14 protein-coding genes are annotated in these 14,982 nt (G+C 56.6%); 10 read left to right on the top strand and 4 right to left on the bottom strand.

What is annotated here, in order from left to right; all coding sequences use genetic code 11:
- Nucleotides 1-6: 6 nt before the first annotated feature.
- Both nudC and K3727_04110 read left to right on the top strand, forming a co-directional pair.
- On the top strand, nt 7-990 hold the full coding sequence (gene nudC / locus K3727_04105) for an NAD(+) diphosphatase (protein ID UWQ91989.1): 984 nt from the start codon (nt 7-9) through the stop codon (nt 988-990).
- Nucleotides 991-1,027: 37 nt separating this feature from the next.
- Nucleotides 1,028-1,495, top strand: a complete 468-nt coding sequence (locus tag K3727_04110; protein UWQ91990.1) for an SRPBCC family protein — start codon at nt 1,028-1,030, stop codon at nt 1,493-1,495.
- 41 nt (nt 1,496-1,536) lie between these two features.
- Here the strand turns inward: K3727_04110 and K3727_04115 are convergent, their stop codons facing one another.
- Nucleotides 1,537-2,370: a prephenate dehydratase gene (locus K3727_04115; GenBank protein UWQ91991.1), complete on the bottom strand. Its 834-nt coding sequence runs from the start codon at nt 2,368-2,370 to the stop codon at nt 1,537-1,539.
- Nucleotides 2,371-2,491: 121 nt separating this feature from the next.
- On the opposite strand from K3727_04115, the gene K3727_04120 reads away from it, so the two are divergent.
- The 6 genes from K3727_04120 (at nt 2,492) to K3727_04145 (ending at nt 9,909) form a co-directional block, all read left to right on the top strand.
- Nucleotides 2,492-2,995, top strand: coding sequence for a cytochrome c family protein (locus K3727_04120; protein UWQ91992.1), 504 nt, complete (start codon nt 2,492-2,494; stop codon nt 2,993-2,995).
- A gap of 319 nt (nt 2,996-3,314) precedes the next feature.
- Nucleotides 3,315-5,240 (top strand): extracellular solute-binding protein, encoded by a 1,926-nt coding sequence (locus K3727_04125; protein UWQ91993.1) that lies wholly within the window; start codon nt 3,315-3,317, stop codon nt 5,238-5,240.
- Between the two features lie 9 nt (nt 5,241-5,249).
- Nucleotides 5,250-6,341 carry a microcin C ABC transporter permease YejB gene (locus K3727_04130; GenBank protein UWQ91994.1) on the top strand — a complete coding sequence of 364 codons (1,092 nt, stop codon included), beginning with the start codon at nt 5,250-5,252 and terminating at the stop codon, nt 6,339-6,341.
- The gene (locus K3727_04135; protein UWQ91995.1) at nt 6,342-7,454 is read left to right on the top strand and encodes an ABC transporter permease; all 1,113 of its coding nucleotides are present in this window, start codon (nt 6,342-6,344) and stop codon (nt 7,452-7,454) included.
- Nucleotides 7,451-9,031 (top strand): ABC transporter ATP-binding protein, encoded by a 1,581-nt coding sequence (locus K3727_04140; protein ID UWQ91996.1) that lies wholly within the window; start codon nt 7,451-7,453, stop codon nt 9,029-9,031. Before K3727_04135 ends, K3727_04140 begins: the two co-directional genes overlap by 4 nt.
- 137 nt (nt 9,032-9,168) lie before the next feature.
- Entirely contained in the window at nt 9,169-9,909 is a 741-nt protein-coding gene (locus K3727_04145) for a LuxR family transcriptional regulator (protein UWQ91997.1), read from the top strand.
- A 219-nt stretch (nt 9,910-10,128) separates the two neighbouring features.
- On the opposite strand, the gene hemN is transcribed toward K3727_04145, so the two are convergent.
- Entirely contained in the window at nt 10,129-11,484 is a 1,356-nt protein-coding gene (gene hemN, locus K3727_04150) for an oxygen-independent coproporphyrinogen III oxidase (protein ID UWQ91998.1), read from the bottom strand.
- A gap of 61 nt (nt 11,485-11,545) precedes the next feature.
- On the opposite strand from hemN, the gene K3727_04155 reads away from it, so the two are divergent.
- Nucleotides 11,546-12,289, top strand: coding sequence for a Crp/Fnr family transcriptional regulator (locus K3727_04155; GenBank protein UWQ91999.1), 744 nt, complete (start codon nt 11,546-11,548; stop codon nt 12,287-12,289).
- A 151-nt stretch (nt 12,290-12,440) separates the two neighbouring features.
- On the opposite strand, the gene K3727_04160 is transcribed toward K3727_04155, so the two are convergent.
- Nucleotides 12,441-13,046 carry a cytochrome P460 family protein gene (locus K3727_04160; GenBank protein UWQ92000.1) on the bottom strand — a complete coding sequence of 202 codons (606 nt, stop codon included), beginning with the start codon at nt 13,044-13,046 and terminating at the stop codon, nt 12,441-12,443.
- A 122-nt stretch (nt 13,047-13,168) separates the two neighbouring features.
- Here K3727_04160 and K3727_04165 point away from each other — a divergent pair, with 122 nt between their 5' ends.
- On the top strand, nt 13,169-14,056 hold the full coding sequence (locus K3727_04165; protein UWQ92001.1) for a LysR family transcriptional regulator: 888 nt from the start codon (nt 13,169-13,171) through the stop codon (nt 14,054-14,056).
- Between the two features lie 84 nt (nt 14,057-14,140).
- Here K3727_04165 and K3727_04170 read toward each other — a convergent pair whose 3' ends face one another.
- On the bottom strand, nt 14,141-14,980 hold the full coding sequence (locus K3727_04170) for a universal stress protein (protein ID UWQ92002.1): 840 nt from the start codon (nt 14,978-14,980) through the stop codon (nt 14,141-14,143).
- Between the last annotated feature and the right edge of the window lie 2 nt (nt 14,981-14,982).

The raw sequence follows: 14,982 nt of genomic DNA on the forward strand, positions 1-14,982 counted from the left end.
TGTAACATGAAAACAGCAGAGCAAGTCACCTTTGGTGGTGCAGGTTTGGACCGGGCCGCCCATTTGCGGGAACAGCCGGAGATGCTTGCCAGCATGTTGGCCGAGGGCAATGCGCAATGCCTGATCCTGTGGCGCGGCAAGATACTGGTGCGGGGAGAACGGCTGGACCGTTTGGCACCGCTTGCGGCACATCACGACATTGTCGTGAATGGTCCGGCGGGACCTGTTTCATCGCCGCTTTTTCTGGGGATTGCCGCCGATGGTCTGCCCTGGTTTGTGCGCGATATTTCTGCCTGGGCACCAGCCGATCTGGAGACCGCCGCACTGGACAGTTTTCTGGACCAAAGCGAACAACAGCATCCCGATCTTCCGACAGGCCATGTTTTCGCTGAATTGCGGCGGATCATGACCCGCCTGTCTGCGGAGGAGGCCGAATTGGCCGCAACGGCCAAGGCAATTCTGGGTTGGCATCATACGCACAAGTTCTGCGCAAAATGTGGCGAACCCAGCGAGAGCACCATGGCAGGCTGGCAACGTATCTGTCCCAGCTGCGGGGGCGCGCATTTCCCGCGCACAGACCCCGTTGTCATCATGTTGATCACACATGGCAACAAGGTTTTGATGGGGCGGTCGCCGGGTTGGCCGGAAGGGATGTACTCCCTATTGGCTGGTTTTGTAGAGCCAGGCGAAACGCTCGAGGCGGCAGTTCGGCGCGAGGTTTTCGAGGAAGCAGGTGTGCAAGTCGGGGCCGTGACTTATCTGGCAAGTCAACCTTGGCCCTTCCCTGCATCATTGATGTTTGGTTGTGCAGGGGAGGCATTGAGTTCCGATCTCAACATCGACCCGGTGGAAATTGAAGATGCGCTGTGGGTGACCCGCGAAGAAATGATGGCGGCCTTTGCGGGAGAGCATCCCGTACTGTTGCCTGCGCGGAAAGGTGCAATTGCACATTTCCTGTTGCAGAACTGGCTTGCGGATACGCTGGATTGAGGGGACAATCGCGTCAAACAAGAGGCGCAGTCAAACCATGGAATTCATCAGCAAGGAAGATATCGAAGCTCCGATCGGTGATGTGTTTGCCGCATTGAGCGAATTCGAAACTTTTGAGCGTCAGGCGATTCGTCGTGGCGTGGAATTGCAACGGCAGGGGGATCTGCACCACCCCGTTCCCGGATTGTCGTGGGACGCTGAATTCACGATGCGGGGAAAGCTACGCAAGATACGGGTGCTTTTGACCGAATATGAGCCGGACACGTCTATTCAGCTGGAAGGCGAAGGATCGGGCCTGAAGGGGCATTTTGATCTGGACCTGATGGCGCTGTCGCCAAAACGTACGCGCATGACCGTGACCCTGACGGTGGATGCCAAAAGCCTGTCTGCACGCCTGTTTCTGCAATCGCTGAAACTGGCGCGCGGGAATTTGACAAAGCGGTTCAAGTTGAAAGTGGCCGACTATGCCAAAACGATGGAAGACCGGTTAAGCCGTCTGGCTTGAAACGGGCCGATTGGTTCTATTTGCGCCAGGATAGCCAGCGATCAATCGCGGGCTTGATGCACAGGATAAACCCCCAGGATTTCGACATTCGTCGTGAAATACCCCAGTTCATCCATAGCCAGATGCACATTGTGATCGTCGGGATGGCCTTCGATTTCCGCATAGAACTGGGTCGCGGTAAAGGAACCATCGACCATATAGCTTTCCAGCTTGGTCATGTTGACGCCATTGGTCGCAAACCCACCCATTGCCTTATACAGGGCAGCGGGAATGTTGCGGACCTGAAAGACAAAGCTTGTAACCATGCCGCGATCACCCCGCCGGGAATGGTCGGCTTTTGGGGACATGACCAGAAAGCGAGTGGTATTGTTGTCCTCATCTTCGATATGACGGGCCAGAACACTCAACCCATAGATTTCTCCAGCCAGCTCACTGGCCAGAGCAGCGGAATGGATGTCGCCCGCTTCGGCCACTTCGCGTGCTGCGCGGGCATTGTCCGGGCTGACCCGTCCACGAATTCCGTGATGGCGCAGGAACCCGGCGCATTGCGGCAACAGGACCAGATGGGAATGAGCTTCGCGAACGTCTTGGATCGTGGCACCCGGAACAGCCAGCAGGTTGATGTGGACCCGGACAAATTCTTCGTCGATGATATGCAGCCCGCTCTGGGGCAAAAGCCGATGAATATCGGCGACGCGCCCGTAGGTTGTGTTTTCAACCGGTAGCATCGCCAAATCAGCATTGCCTTCCTTGACCGCGTGAATCACATCCTCGAACGTGCGGCAGGGCAAGGCCTCCATATTGGGCCGCGCCTTGGCGCAGGCTTCGTGACTATAGGCTCCGGGTTCCCCCTGAAAGGCGATACGATTGGTCATTTGCCGCTTTTCCCTGCAAAATTGTTACACCGGGCGTTTGGTCGCGCTGTCTATACCTTGCCTAAGCCAAGGGGAAGCCTTAGACACTCCCGCAAACAGATCTAATGGAACAGCGATCACGATGGACACGATGACCCTTACCAAAGCCGCTGCAGCTCTTTGTGGCGCGTTGCTGGTGCTCCTGCTGGGCAAATGGGCCGCAGAGGGGCTGTATCACATGGAGAGCCACGGTGAGGCTGCCTATGTGATCGAAGTCGAAGAGACAGCCAGTTCTGAAGAAGTTGAAGAAGTTTCGTTCGACGAACTTTATGCGCAGGCCGATGTTGGCAAAGGTGCCAAGGTCTTCAAGAAATGTGGTGCCTGCCACAAGGTCGAAGACGGCGTGAATGCCACTGGACCGTCTCTGTACGGTGTTGTGGGCCGGACCATGGGTGGCTTGGACGGCTTTGGCTATTCCGGCACCATGGCGGGCATGAGCGACGGCACTTGGACCCCCGAAGAGCTGGATGCCTTCCTGACCAAACCGTCGGCCTATGCAGCAGGCACCTCGATGAGCTTCTCGGGCCTCAAGAAGCAAAAGGACCGGGTGAACCTGATTGCTTATCTGGATAGCCTGGACGACTGATCCGGTTTCTTGTGAATGCTAAAAAAGCCACGGCAATTTGCTGTGGCTTTTTTTTGTCTCGCCCAAAGCCGCTCGAACGATATCGTTACACAAGTTGCAACGTCTTTGGGCCGCTTCCCCCCAAAGATTGTGATCAAAGTCTTCGAAGCGCCCCGTTGCGCGCAGGTTTGCCTGTTGCGGGCTCTCAAATGGGCGCGCGCGGTCAATTCACGGCTTGTTCATGGAAACGGAACTTGAATATCCCTACTGCGGACCATTAGCTTGGCCATGACACAATGCGCGCCCGATCCAAGAGGTGCGTCCAAGGAGGAAGAGCCTGATGACAGCCCCCCGCACCGCTGTGCGTGTTCGCGTATTGGACCCGAAACCTGCTCAGAGGGTCCTGATGAATGCTCTGGCCGTTCTGGGGCTGGCACTGATCGTCCTGTTCAGCGTGACCTCGCTCAGCTGGGCCGATGACAAGATCATCAAGAGCCACGGGTTTTCGGAATTTGGAGATTTGAAATACCCGGAAGGGTTTGCGTATTTTGACTATGTCAATCCTGATGCGCCGCGCGGTGGAGAATTGTCCTATGCGGCCGAGGGGACTTTCAGCAGTTTCAACCCCTTTACTCGCAAGGGGCGTGCCGGTGCCCGGTCCGCCGATCAATATGAATCCCTCCTGACTCCTTCCTATGATGAACCCGCCGCCTATTACGGGCTGCTGGCCGAAAGCCTAGAATATCCTGAAAGCCAGGATTGGGTGATCTTCAACATGCGTCCCGAAGCGCGGTTCTCAGATGGCACACCGGTAACTGCCGAGGATGTCGTGTTTTCGCATAACATTCTGCTGGACCAGGGGTTGAAGTCCTATGCCGATGCAGTGCGTGCCCGAATCCCAAAGGCCGAGGCACTGGGTCCGCTTAGGGTCAAGTTCTACTTCTCCCCCGACTTTCCGCGCCGCGCGATGATCAGCCAGGTGGGGGGCACTCCGGTGTTCTCCAAGGCCTGGTTCGAAGAGGATGCGGAAAACCGGCGTTTGGATGAACCTCGACTGCAGCCCGGCGTCGGTTCAGCCCCCTATGTGTTGGACAGCTATGACATCAATCGTCGTGTCGTTTACAAACGTAATCCCGATTACTGGGGCGATCATGTGAACGTCAACGTGGGCCGCAATAACTATGACACCATCCGCATCGAATATTTCAGCGATTCCATTGCCGCGATGGAAGCGTTCAAGGCCGGGGAATTCACCCTGCGACAGGAAAACAATTCCAAAAGCTGGGCCACCGCCTATGACTTCCCCGCCATTTCCAACGGGCAGGTGATCAAGGGCGATTTTCGCGATGGTGACGTTCCGCCTGCCAGCGGCTTTGTCATGAACATGGGACGTCCACAGTTTCAGGACATCCGCGTGCGCGAAGCGGTTCAGCTGGCCTATAACTTTGAGTGGACCAACGAGAGCCTGCAATACGGACTTTTTCAACAACGCAGCTCGTTCTGGGAAGGCACTGATCTAGAGGCAACGGGCCTGCCGGAGGGGCGCGAACGCCAAGTTCTGGACGCCATTGGCGATGCGTTGGATTCTGCTGTGTTGACCGAAGAGCCGGTCGTGGCGCACAGTTCGAAACCCAATCGCCAAACCGACCGGCGCAATCTGCGCCGGGCGATGAAGCTTCTGGATGAGGCCGGGTGGATGGTTGGCGATGACGGGGTGCGCCGCAACGCGCAGGGTGAAACGCTGAAAATCGAATTCCTGGCAGACCGCCCGTCTCTGGACCGCTTGATTCAACCGTTTGTCGACAACCTGAAATCCATGGGCATCAACGCTGTCTACAGCCGCGTGGACAGTGCCCAGTTCACTCTGCGTCGTCGCGAACGTGATTATGACATGATGATGGGCAGCTATCCGATGTCCCTGCAGCCCTCGACTGGGCTGTATCAAAGATTCGGGACCAAGGATGCCGAATATTCAGTGTTCAACACCGCCGGTGTGCATGGTCCCGATATTGAGCCTCTGATTGACAATATTGTTGCCGCCAAGACAACCCAGGACCTGACCGCCAATGTGCGCGCGCTGGATCGGGTGCTGCGCGCGAAACGGTTCATGGTGCCGACGTGGTATTTGGGAAAATACTGGGTGGCCTATTGGGATCAATACGCGTTCCCTGACAACCTGCCTCCGTTTGCCCTGGGGATCGAAGACCTGTGGTGGGTGGATGCCGACAGGGCTGCAGCCTTGAAGTCCTCTGGCGCGTTGCGGTAACCCGCGATCATGGGAGCATATATCCTCAGACGCCTGTTGTTGGTGATCCCGACGCTGATCGGGATCATGATCATCAACTTTGCCCTGGTACAATTCGTCCCCGGTGGCCCGGTGGATCAGGCCATCGCACAGCTTCAGGGCGGCGGTGATGTTTTTGAGGGCTTCGCCGGGCAGGGCAATGATGTCCAGTTGGACACCCAGACCACCGCGGCCAGCGAACGCTATATCGGTGCCCGAGGCTTGCCGCCCGAGTTCATTAAAGAGCTTGAAGAACTCTATGGGCTCGACAAACCTGCGCATGAACGGTTTTTCGCCATGATGGGCAATTACATGCGTCTCGATTTTGGCGAAAGTTACTTCCGCAAGATCGAAGTACTGGATCTGGTATTGGAAAAAATGCCGGTGTCGATCACGTTGGGTCTTTGGTCCACGCTGATCGCCTATATCATCTCGATCCCGCTGGGCATTCGCAAAGCGGTGCGCGACGGATCGCGGTTTGACACCTGGACCAGCGGCATCATCATCGCCGCCTATGCCATCCCGGGGTTTCTGTTTGCGGTGATGTTGCTGGTGCTGTTTGCTGGCGGATCCTATTGGCAAATCTTCCCGTTGCGGGGGCTGACATCGGATAATTTCGAAACGCTGTCGCTGTGGGGAAAGATCGTCGATTACCTGTGGCACATCACCCTGCCTGTTGTGGCCTCGACCATATCGGCCTTTGCCACGCTGACGCTGTTGACCAAGAATTCGTTCCTGGACGAGATCAAGAAGCAATATGTGATCACCGCACGTGCCAAGGGTTTGAGCGAGAGCAGGGTGCTGTATGGCCATGTATTCCGCAATGCGATGTTGATCGTGATTGCCGGGTTTCCGTCTGTGTTCATCGGCTTGTTCTTTGGCGGGTCGGTGATTATCGAAACGCTGTTCTCTCTGGATGGTCTGGGGCGGCTCGGGTTCGAAGCGGCTGTGGCACGGGATTACCCAGTGGTCTTTGGCACGCTGTTCATGTTCGGGATCATCGGGTTGGTTGCGGGGATTCTGTCGGATCTGATGTATGTGCTGGTCGACCCGCGTATCGACTTTGAAAAGAGGGAGGGGTAAATGGCGCTCTCTCCGATTGCCAAACGCCGCTGGCGCAATTTCCGACGCAATGGGCGGGCGTATTGGTCGCTGATCATATTCACCGTGTTGTTCACCATTTCGCTGTTTGCCGAATTCATCGCCAACGACAAACCGATCCTGGTCAGCTATCGCGGTGAGTTGCGAATGCCGGTGTTCAACTTTTACCCTGAAACGGCCTTTGGCGGTGATTTCCAGACCGAAGCGAAATACAGCGACCCCGAGGTGAAATGCCTGATCGCAACCGGTGGGGTTGAGGAATGTTTGTACGAACCCGAAGAGGTCATGCAGGGCGTCACCGATGGGACCTATTCCGACGGCGTCCAAGGCTATCAAAAGGGTTGGGCCATCTGGCCGGTCATTCCGTATTCCTACAAAACCTCCGTAGATCGACCCGGCGCAGCGCCTCTGCCACCCAATGGGCAGAACTGGTTGGGCACGGATGACACCAAACGCGACGTGTTGGCGCGGGTGATCTATGGGTTCAGGCTCTCGATCTTCTTCACGCTCATCGTGACCACAGTGGCCAGCGTGATCGGCATCCTTGCCGGTGCGGTTCAGGGGTATTTCGGTGGATGGCTGGACTTGATCTTTCAACGCGTGATCGAAGTCTGGTCGGGCACGCCACAGCTTTATGTGATCATCATCATGTTCGCGGTGTTCGGGCGCAGTTTCTGGCTGCTGATCATCCTGATGATCGCCTTTGGCTGGATGTCGCTGGTCAGCGTGGTGCGGGCCGAATTCCTGCGTGCGCGCAATCTGGAATATGTTCGTGCAGCCAAGGCGTTGGGCGTGGGCAACTGGACCATCATGTTCCGCCATATGTTGCCCAATGCAATGGTCGCCACGGTGACCTTTCTACCGTTCATCGTGACCGGCACCATCGGATCTCTGGCGGGATTGGATTTTCTGGGTTTTGGTCTGCCGCCGTCGTCACCGTCCCTGGGGCAATTGGCGCTCCAGGCGAAACAGAACCTTCAGGCACCCTGGCTGGGCTTCACCGCGTTTTTCACCTTTGCCATCATGCTGTCGCTGCTTGTCTTTGTCTTTGAAGGTGTGCGCGACGCCTTTGACCCAAGAAAGACTTTTTCATGAGCGCGCTGTTAGAGGTTAAGGACTTGCGGGTTTCGTTCCGCCAGGACGGCAGAATCACCCAGGCGGTGCGAGGCGTGTCGTTTACCGTGGGGCGGGGGGAAACCGTGGCACTGGTGGGGGAATCCGGATCAGGCAAATCGGTATCTGCCCTGTCCACTGTGTCCCTGCTGGGCGACAGTGCCATCGTTGAAGGATCGGTGACCTATGACGGTGACCAGATGATCGGAGCCAGCGAACATCGCCTGATGGAGGTGCGGGGCAATGACATCAGCTTTATCTTTCAGGAGCCGATGACATCGTTGAATCCGCTGCACACGATTGAAAAGCAGTTGGCAGAATCGCTGGCGCTGCATCAGAGCCTGGAAGGCCAGGCCGCCCGCGCACGCATTTTGGACTTGCTGACACAGGTTGGAATTCGCGACCCGGAAACCCGGCTGGGCGCTTATCCGCATCAGCTGTCGGGGGGGCAACGCCAACGCGTGATGATTGCCATGGCGTTGGCCAACAAACCTGACATCCTGATTGCGGATGAGCCGACAACAGCGTTGGATGTCACCATTCAGGCGCAGATTCTGGACCTGCTGGCGGATCTGAAAAAACAGGAAGACATGGGCCTGCTGTTCATCACCCATGACCTGGGCATCGTGCGGCGCATCGCCGACCGGGTCTGTGTGATGAAGGACGGTGAAATCGTCGAAACCGGCCCCACCGAAGAGATTTTCAATAACCCGCAACACGCCTATACCCGCAAGCTGTTGGAGGCTGAACCCGGCGGTCGTCCTGATCCGGTGGCCGAATCCGCGCAGGAGATCGTGGCGACCAGGGATCTCAAGGTCTGGTTCCCAATTCAAAAGGGGTTCCTGAAGAAAACCGTCGGCCATGTAAAGGCAGTCAACCCCAGCTCAATCTCTGTGCGCCAGGGTGAAACCCTTGGCATTGTTGGAGAATCCGGATCTGGAAAAACCACCATGGCCTTGGCGATCATGCGATTGATTGCATCAGAGGGGGCGGTCACCTTTCAGGGAGATGATCTGCGTAAATGGTCCACCCGCGATCTGCGCCGTTTGCGCAAGGATATGCAGATCGTGTTCCAGGATCCGTTCGGGTCATTGTCACCACGTATGACATGTGCACAGATCATTGCCGAAGGACTGCCGATCCATAATGTGGCCCGGGATCGCGCCCCGCGTGATTTGGTTGCCGAAGTGATGACCGAAGTTGGCTTGGATCCGGCGGCGATGGACCGCTATCCGCATGAATTCTCGGGAGGGCAGCGCCAGCGTATTGCCATTGCGCGGGCCATGATCTTGCGGCCCAAGCTGGTGGTGTTGGATGAACCGACCAGCGCGCTGGACATGACGGTGCAGGTGCAGATCGTCGATCTGTTGCGCGACCTGCAACGCCGCTATGGGTTGGCCTATCTGTTCATCAGCCATGATTTGAACGTGGTGCGGGCGATGTCGCACCAGGTGATTGTGATGAAACAGGGGGATGTTGTCGAACATGGCGACGCCGAGACCTTGTTCAAATCTCCCCGGACGGATTATACGAGAACGCTGTTGCAGGCTCTGGTGTAGCCGCGGATCCCAATTCTCGGTTTTCAAAAGGGCGTTGCGATTCCTTACCTCAAGCCAGTTGGTTATCGTTTCCAAGCGATGAAGAAGTAGGCTTCTCCTTACTGTCTTCGCACCGCCCCGTTGTCTAGGGTAGGGGTATGTTGAATACGTCAATTGACCTTCTGGACAGATTCTCTGCGGTGCAAACGCCAGAAGACCGCTGGAAAATCGCCAACGAAGTTTTCGCGGAATTGGGTGGATGCGGGTTGACCTATGCTATGGTTGATGTTCGCAATCTGATCCCTCATTGGGTGCAAAGTTCACTGAGCGAGGAATGGTTGTCGGAATATGTCGAACAGGACTACCATAGGGTGGATCCGTTTCTTTTGGACATGCGCCGCGAACCTATTGGCAGTCTGGCTATCGGAGGCAGCCTGAGCCGCGACACCGCACCATCGGAAAAGGCGTTGCAGCTGAATTGGGGGTTTCGCGACGCGGGGTACACGTTGATGCGATCGAATTTATTTGCTGGTGATGCCAGCCATAGCCGAAAATGTGTGACCTTTTGCACGACCGAAGATGTGTCACATTTTGGCGAAGATCAGGTCAGAAAGATTCGCCAAGCTTCTACAATGGTTGCTGCTTTTGTTACGCCACTGGCAAGTTCCAAGGATGATGTGATTTCCAAAGGAATCCGCCACAAGAAGCTGAGCGGGCGAGAGCGTCAAATTCTGGCCGAGCTGGCCAATGGAAATCAGAATACCCAGATCGCGCACGACCTGGGCATTGCCGAGGTGACAGTGCGCAAGACGCTATTGTCGGCACGGGAGAAGTTGGGAGCAAGTACCCGCGAAGAAGCTTTGGCGATCGCAGTGCGTCTGGGAATATTAAGCCTCTAGGCGGATCAAAAAAGTGACCGGAGCTCACGGACCCCGGCCACTCTGATCAAAAGTGATTGTCTGCTAAATCCAAGACGATCCGGTGTTTATTGCCCCAATTGGGATGGCGGAACGTACAACCGAGTGGTCTTTCGCGCTCAAGGATAATCCTGAACTTGAACAAGAAAAGCCACCTATCGAATTCGATAGGTGGCTTTGAGATTTCGTTGCTATGCAGCCTTAGATCGCCGAACTGTGACCGGCCTTGCTTAGGTCATAGGCATCAAAGGACCGTGCAATCATCCGCGTCAAGGGACGAGACGACATCGGTACGGACAATCCTTCAGGCGTGACCCGCAGCATGTTCGGGAATTCACGGTCTACATCGCTGAACATCGCGGCCAGCTTTTCGGCGGAGATGTCAAAGGTGCTCAGAATTTCCTGCGAATCAATCCGGAAATCACACATCAGCGCTTCGATCAGGCGGGACCGCAGTTTGTCTTCACCTTGAAAAACATGACCACGAGAGGTCGAAAAACGGCCTTCGCGGATGGCTTTGGTGTGGGCCGATGTCGCCGGGGCGTTTTGCGCGTATCCTTGGGGGAATCGTGCGATCGAGGATGCGCCAACTGCCAGCAGGACGTCGGACTGATCGTCTGTGTACCCCTGAAAATTGCGCTTTAGATTGCCCGCCTTTTGCGCAATGGTCAGGCCGTCTTCCTGGGTTGCAAAGTGGTCGATGCCAATTTCGGCATACCCATCCCAGGTGAACAACTTGCGGGCGGTTTCAAATAGATCCAGACGCGCTTCGGGCGTAGGGAGCGCCTCGGACGGGATCATGGTCTGGCGCCTGGCCATCCACGGCACATGCGCATAGCCGTACAGGGCGACACGATCCGGGTTCAGCGACAAAAGCTTTTGGACGCTTTCTGTCATCCGGGCCTGTGTCTGATGCGGCAGGCCGAACAGGATGTCGGCGTTCAGGCTGTAAATCCCGCGGGCGCGGATTTTTTCGACAGCCTCGCGGGTGATGTCGAATCCTTGAATGCGGCCAATGGTCTGCTGGATCTCGTCGTCGAAGTCCTGCACCCCGATAGAGGCACGGTTCATCCCCGCTGCGGCCAACGCATCCAGGCGGGCGTCGTCGATTTCATTGGGATCGATTTCAACGGAAAACTCGGCGTCAGGAGCAAGTGGAGCGACTTCTCTGATAGCCTGCGCCAAATCTGTCATCATGTCGGGGGCCAGCAGGGTCGGTGTACCTCCCCCCCAGTGCAGCCTGGACAGAGAGACGCCTTCGGGCAGACGTTGCCCTAACAGGGTCAGTTCGGCTTTCAGCACTTCCAGATATGCCCGCACCGGAGCGTCGCTTTGGGTGCCTTGGGTCCGGCAGGCGCAGAACCAGCACAAACGCCGACAAAACGGGACGTGAACATATAGCGAAACCTGGGAGCCAGGAGTGATCTGGCTGATCCAGTCGGCATACAGGTCGGGACCCACATCGTTGTGGAAATGCGGTGCCGTCGGGTAACTTGTGTACCGCGGCACTTTGGCATCGAATAAACCGAGCTTGGCCAATTGTGATTTCTGTGTCATGGCGCTACCCTATAAAGCGCCTTCTCGGCTTATCCTTGACCCAGATCAATTGGGACCGCTAATGAACGCCCCTAGTTTTAATGTGCACATCAAATGTGGGGATTGTCCCATTCGTCATCGCGCCGTTTGTGCCCGATGCGATACGGATGAACTCGAAGCATTGGAAGAGATCAAGTACTACCGTACGTATGAGGCGGGGCAGACTGTTATTTGGTCTGGAGACAAAATGAACTTTGTCGGTTCTGTCGTATCCGGAATCGCAACTTTGACCCAAACCATGGAAGATGGTCGGACGCAGATGGTCGGCCTGTTGCTGCCATCGGATTTTGTGGGCCGACCTGGACGTGACGGTGCAGCATATGATGTTGTTGCCAAAACAGACCTGACCATGTGTTGCTTTCGCAAGAAGCCGTTCGAAGATCTGATGGGCCGCACCCCACACATCGCGCATCGTCTTCTGGAAATGACGTTGGACGAATTGGATGCAGCGCGGGAATGGATGCTGGTTCTGGGACGCAAAACGGCCCGGGAAAAAATCGCATCCTTGCTGGCGATCATCGCACGGCGTGACGCATCGCTCAGCCCCGGTGGACCGACGGATCGGATCGTGTTTGATTTGCCACTGACACGCGAAGCCATGGCAGACTACCTGGGTCTGACCCTTGAGACGGTCAGTCGACAGATGTCGGCATTGAAAAAGGACGGCGTGATCCAGCTGGAAGGCAAACGTCACGTCACCGTGCCCGATATGAGTATTCTAATGGATGAGGCGGGCGATGACAGCGACGGCGGCTATCTCGTTTAAGTCGCCTGCATTGCCTGTTCTTTCTTCTTGTCGATAGATTGTGCCAAACAATGCCCGCGGCGCTCCCGTCCGTAGCCGCTGCTTTTAAAAAGCAACGGCTACAGTTGGGCCGGGCATTGCCCGGGCTGTGCCCGGACAATGCAGCGGTTGATCAGTTGGGGTTTGCCGCGCTCAAAACCGGGTAAAATTGGGTGAAGACAAAATCAGTGTCGGCGTTGGCTTCGTGGCAGGCATTGCAACTGTCTGTGGGAAAGGCCTGTGCTATCTTTGCATAGGGTTCGCCGTCGTGGCCAAACGAGAAATATGCCCAACCTCCGGGTTCCTCGGCATAACGAACAGTGTCTTTGACGGTCAGCTCCAGTCCGACGAAGTCCCCTTGAAAATAGCCGACCCCGGACACTTCCGAACTCGCTCCTGTCGCGGGGTCAGTCGTGTCGTTTGTGCGGATTGTCACCAGTTCCTTGGCAATTTGGGTGCCATCCGCCCATGTCCCGGTCGCGGACCAGTGTTCAAAAGCGCTGGGTTCAACGTAAACATTGTGAAATTCCGGAAACGGTGCAGAGCCTACATTCAGCGCGTTGGGCGTGAGCGGTGCGCCGACAAAAACCCACGTGCGATAATCCTGGGGGACATGGACCGCGCCATCCGCTTGGAAGGTCGCCGTGTTGATCGACGGGCTCTGTGCAACCACAGCGCCGACGGTCAATGCGGTCAGGGCCAATCCAGCCAGAACATGGGTCGAGGTTTTGATAATCATGACGTCATCCTTGCGTGTTTGGGTGTTCCAAGTAGCTAGGTAGCTGGCATCCCGCTTTGTGTTATGGTTTCCATAACGCAGGCGGGCAGGGAACCGGTATAGACACCGCCCAGGAGGCCCATATGGACATACGACGCGTTCGCCAGTTCCTGATGCTGGTCGAAACTCTGAACTTCTCCGAAGCGGCCCGCCGCTGTGGGGTGTCTCAACCTGCGCTGAGCAAATCAGTGCAAAAGCTGGAAGAGGAATTCGGAGGCACCTTGGTACGCCGAGAGGGGCGTCTGACGCATCTGACCCATCTGGGGCACACCATGGCGCAACATCTCGCCGAAGTAGAGCGCGCGTCAGCTGCCGCCGAGTCGGCGGCCAAACGGTTGAGCAGCGGACAGGTTCAACCGCTGGCGATCGCGGTGATGTGTACGGTCGGTCCGTATCAGCTTTCTCCCTTTTTTCATGAGTTCCAAGTTTCGCATCCAGATGTGGAAGTGTCGCTGCATGATGTGTCCGCAGGCCGGATTGGGGATGATCTGCTGAGCGGTCGGGTTGACCTGGCAATTCTGGGTGCGCCCGTAGCGGAATCCGATAGATTGCGCCACACGCCGCTCTATTCCGAGAACATGGTCATGGCGTGTGCGGATGATCATCCTTATGCAAACCGGACGTCGGTGACGCTTCAGGATCTGTCACGCCAGCCGTACCTGGATCGTCTGCACTGTGAATTTCGCGACACATTCATGGCCGCTGCGTTGCGCGAGAACGTACCGCTGCAGGTTTCTCTGCGCAGTGAACGGGAAGACTGGATTCAGTTTTTGGTCAAGACAGGCAGGGGCGTTACGATACTGCCTGAACATTCCGTCGTGCTAGGCGGGATTTCGACGGTGCCGTTGGACCGTGAAGACGCGCGGCGCAATGTGATGTTGGCGGTCGCGACCGGGCGGGAAGACAACCCGGCGGTACGCGATGCGGTGGCCATGGCCCGGCGTCGCGATTGGATTGTCGGGAGCAGCTGAAACGGACTTTTGACCCCATCGCCGACCAAGCCGCTTTCAAGCGGCTTGAAGCGTGCGCGGGTAGGCCGGCAGTTACGATGCCGATCAGTGAGCCATAAAGACTGGAACTTTGGCCTGTTCCAACATGTTGCGGGTTGCACCGCCCAGAATGGCTTCGCGGAATCGCGAATGCCCATAGGCCCCCATCACAATCATTTCCGAACTGGTATCGGTGGCGTGACGGTTCAGTATGTCTGACACTCGGGTCATGGTTTTACTGAGCACATCAATCTCGCAATTCACCCCGTGACGGGCCAGCAGTTGGCTTAACAGGCCGCCCGGGTCCGACCGTTCGGGCCCGTGTTGGGGTGGATCGATGATGACAACCCGCACCAATTCTGCCTGCCGCAGGAAGGGCAGCGATCTACGGATCGCGGCCATGGCTTCGACGCTCTCGTTCCATGCAACCATCACGGTTTTGGGTTTTGAGATCGGGGCCGCATCGTCGGGCAACACCAGAACTGGGGCGCGGCCTTCGAACAGGGCAGCTTCCACAATTGGTTCAGCTTCGGCCCCGCGGTCCTTGCCATAAGGTTTGGCCAGAACAACCAGGTCCGAGAACCGGGCATGCTGCGCGACATGGCGCCCGAGATCGGCAATCTGTGCCACGCCATCCTCGGCTGACCAGCGGATATTCGTTTTCCCCAATTCGTCCTGAGCGTATTTCAGAAGGTCACTGGCTTCGGCCTGGGCACGGGACAAGGTTTCTTGCAGGACCATCGCGTTGGCCCCGGCATAATAATATCCCGTCTGGGTTCTATCCACCCCAAGGCACAGGGCGTCTGCATGAGCATCCTGCGCTTCGGCCAGCGCAACCATTTGTGCCAATGTTGCCTTGGCCGTGTCTGAATTGGTTAGAACCGTCAGCAGGGATTTATAAGCCATAT

The organism is Rhodobacteraceae bacterium M382 (genome assembly GCA_025141015.1).
Taxonomy (GTDB): domain Bacteria; phylum Pseudomonadota; class Alphaproteobacteria; order Rhodobacterales; family Rhodobacteraceae; genus Aliisedimentitalea; species Aliisedimentitalea scapharcae.

Coding starts and splice junctions, on each gene's coding strand:
- K3727_04165 (UWQ92001.1), top strand. CDS start 13,169: ATGGACATACGACGCGTTCGCCAGTTCCTGATGCTGGTCGAAACTCTG.
- K3727_04110 (UWQ91990.1), top strand. CDS start 1,028: ATGGAATTCATCAGCAAGGAAGATATCGAAGCTCCGATCGGTGATGTG.
- K3727_04120 (UWQ91992.1), top strand. CDS start 2,492: ATGGACACGATGACCCTTACCAAAGCCGCTGCAGCTCTTTGTGGCGCG.
- K3727_04145 (UWQ91997.1), top strand. CDS start 9,169: ATGTTGAATACGTCAATTGACCTTCTGGACAGATTCTCTGCGGTGCAA.
- K3727_04125 (UWQ91993.1), top strand. CDS start 3,315: ATGACAGCCCCCCGCACCGCTGTGCGTGTTCGCGTATTGGACCCGAAA.
- hemN (UWQ91998.1), bottom strand. CDS start 11,484: ATGACACAGAAATCACAATTGGCCAAGCTCGGTTTATTCGATGCCAAA.
- K3727_04115 (UWQ91991.1), bottom strand. CDS start 2,370: ATGACCAATCGTATCGCCTTTCAGGGGGAACCCGGAGCCTATAGTCAC.
- nudC (UWQ91989.1), top strand. CDS start 7: ATGAAAACAGCAGAGCAAGTCACCTTTGGTGGTGCAGGTTTGGACCGG.
- K3727_04160 (UWQ92000.1), bottom strand. CDS start 13,046: ATGATTATCAAAACCTCGACCCATGTTCTGGCTGGATTGGCCCTGACC.
- K3727_04170 (UWQ92002.1), bottom strand. CDS start 14,980: ATGGCTTATAAATCCCTGCTGACGGTTCTAACCAATTCAGACACGGCC.
- K3727_04130 (UWQ91994.1), top strand. CDS start 5,250: ATGGGAGCATATATCCTCAGACGCCTGTTGTTGGTGATCCCGACGCTG.
- K3727_04135 (UWQ91995.1), top strand. CDS start 6,342: ATGGCGCTCTCTCCGATTGCCAAACGCCGCTGGCGCAATTTCCGACGC.
- K3727_04140 (UWQ91996.1), top strand. CDS start 7,451: ATGAGCGCGCTGTTAGAGGTTAAGGACTTGCGGGTTTCGTTCCGCCAG.
- K3727_04155 (UWQ91999.1), top strand. CDS start 11,546: ATGAACGCCCCTAGTTTTAATGTGCACATCAAATGTGGGGATTGTCCC.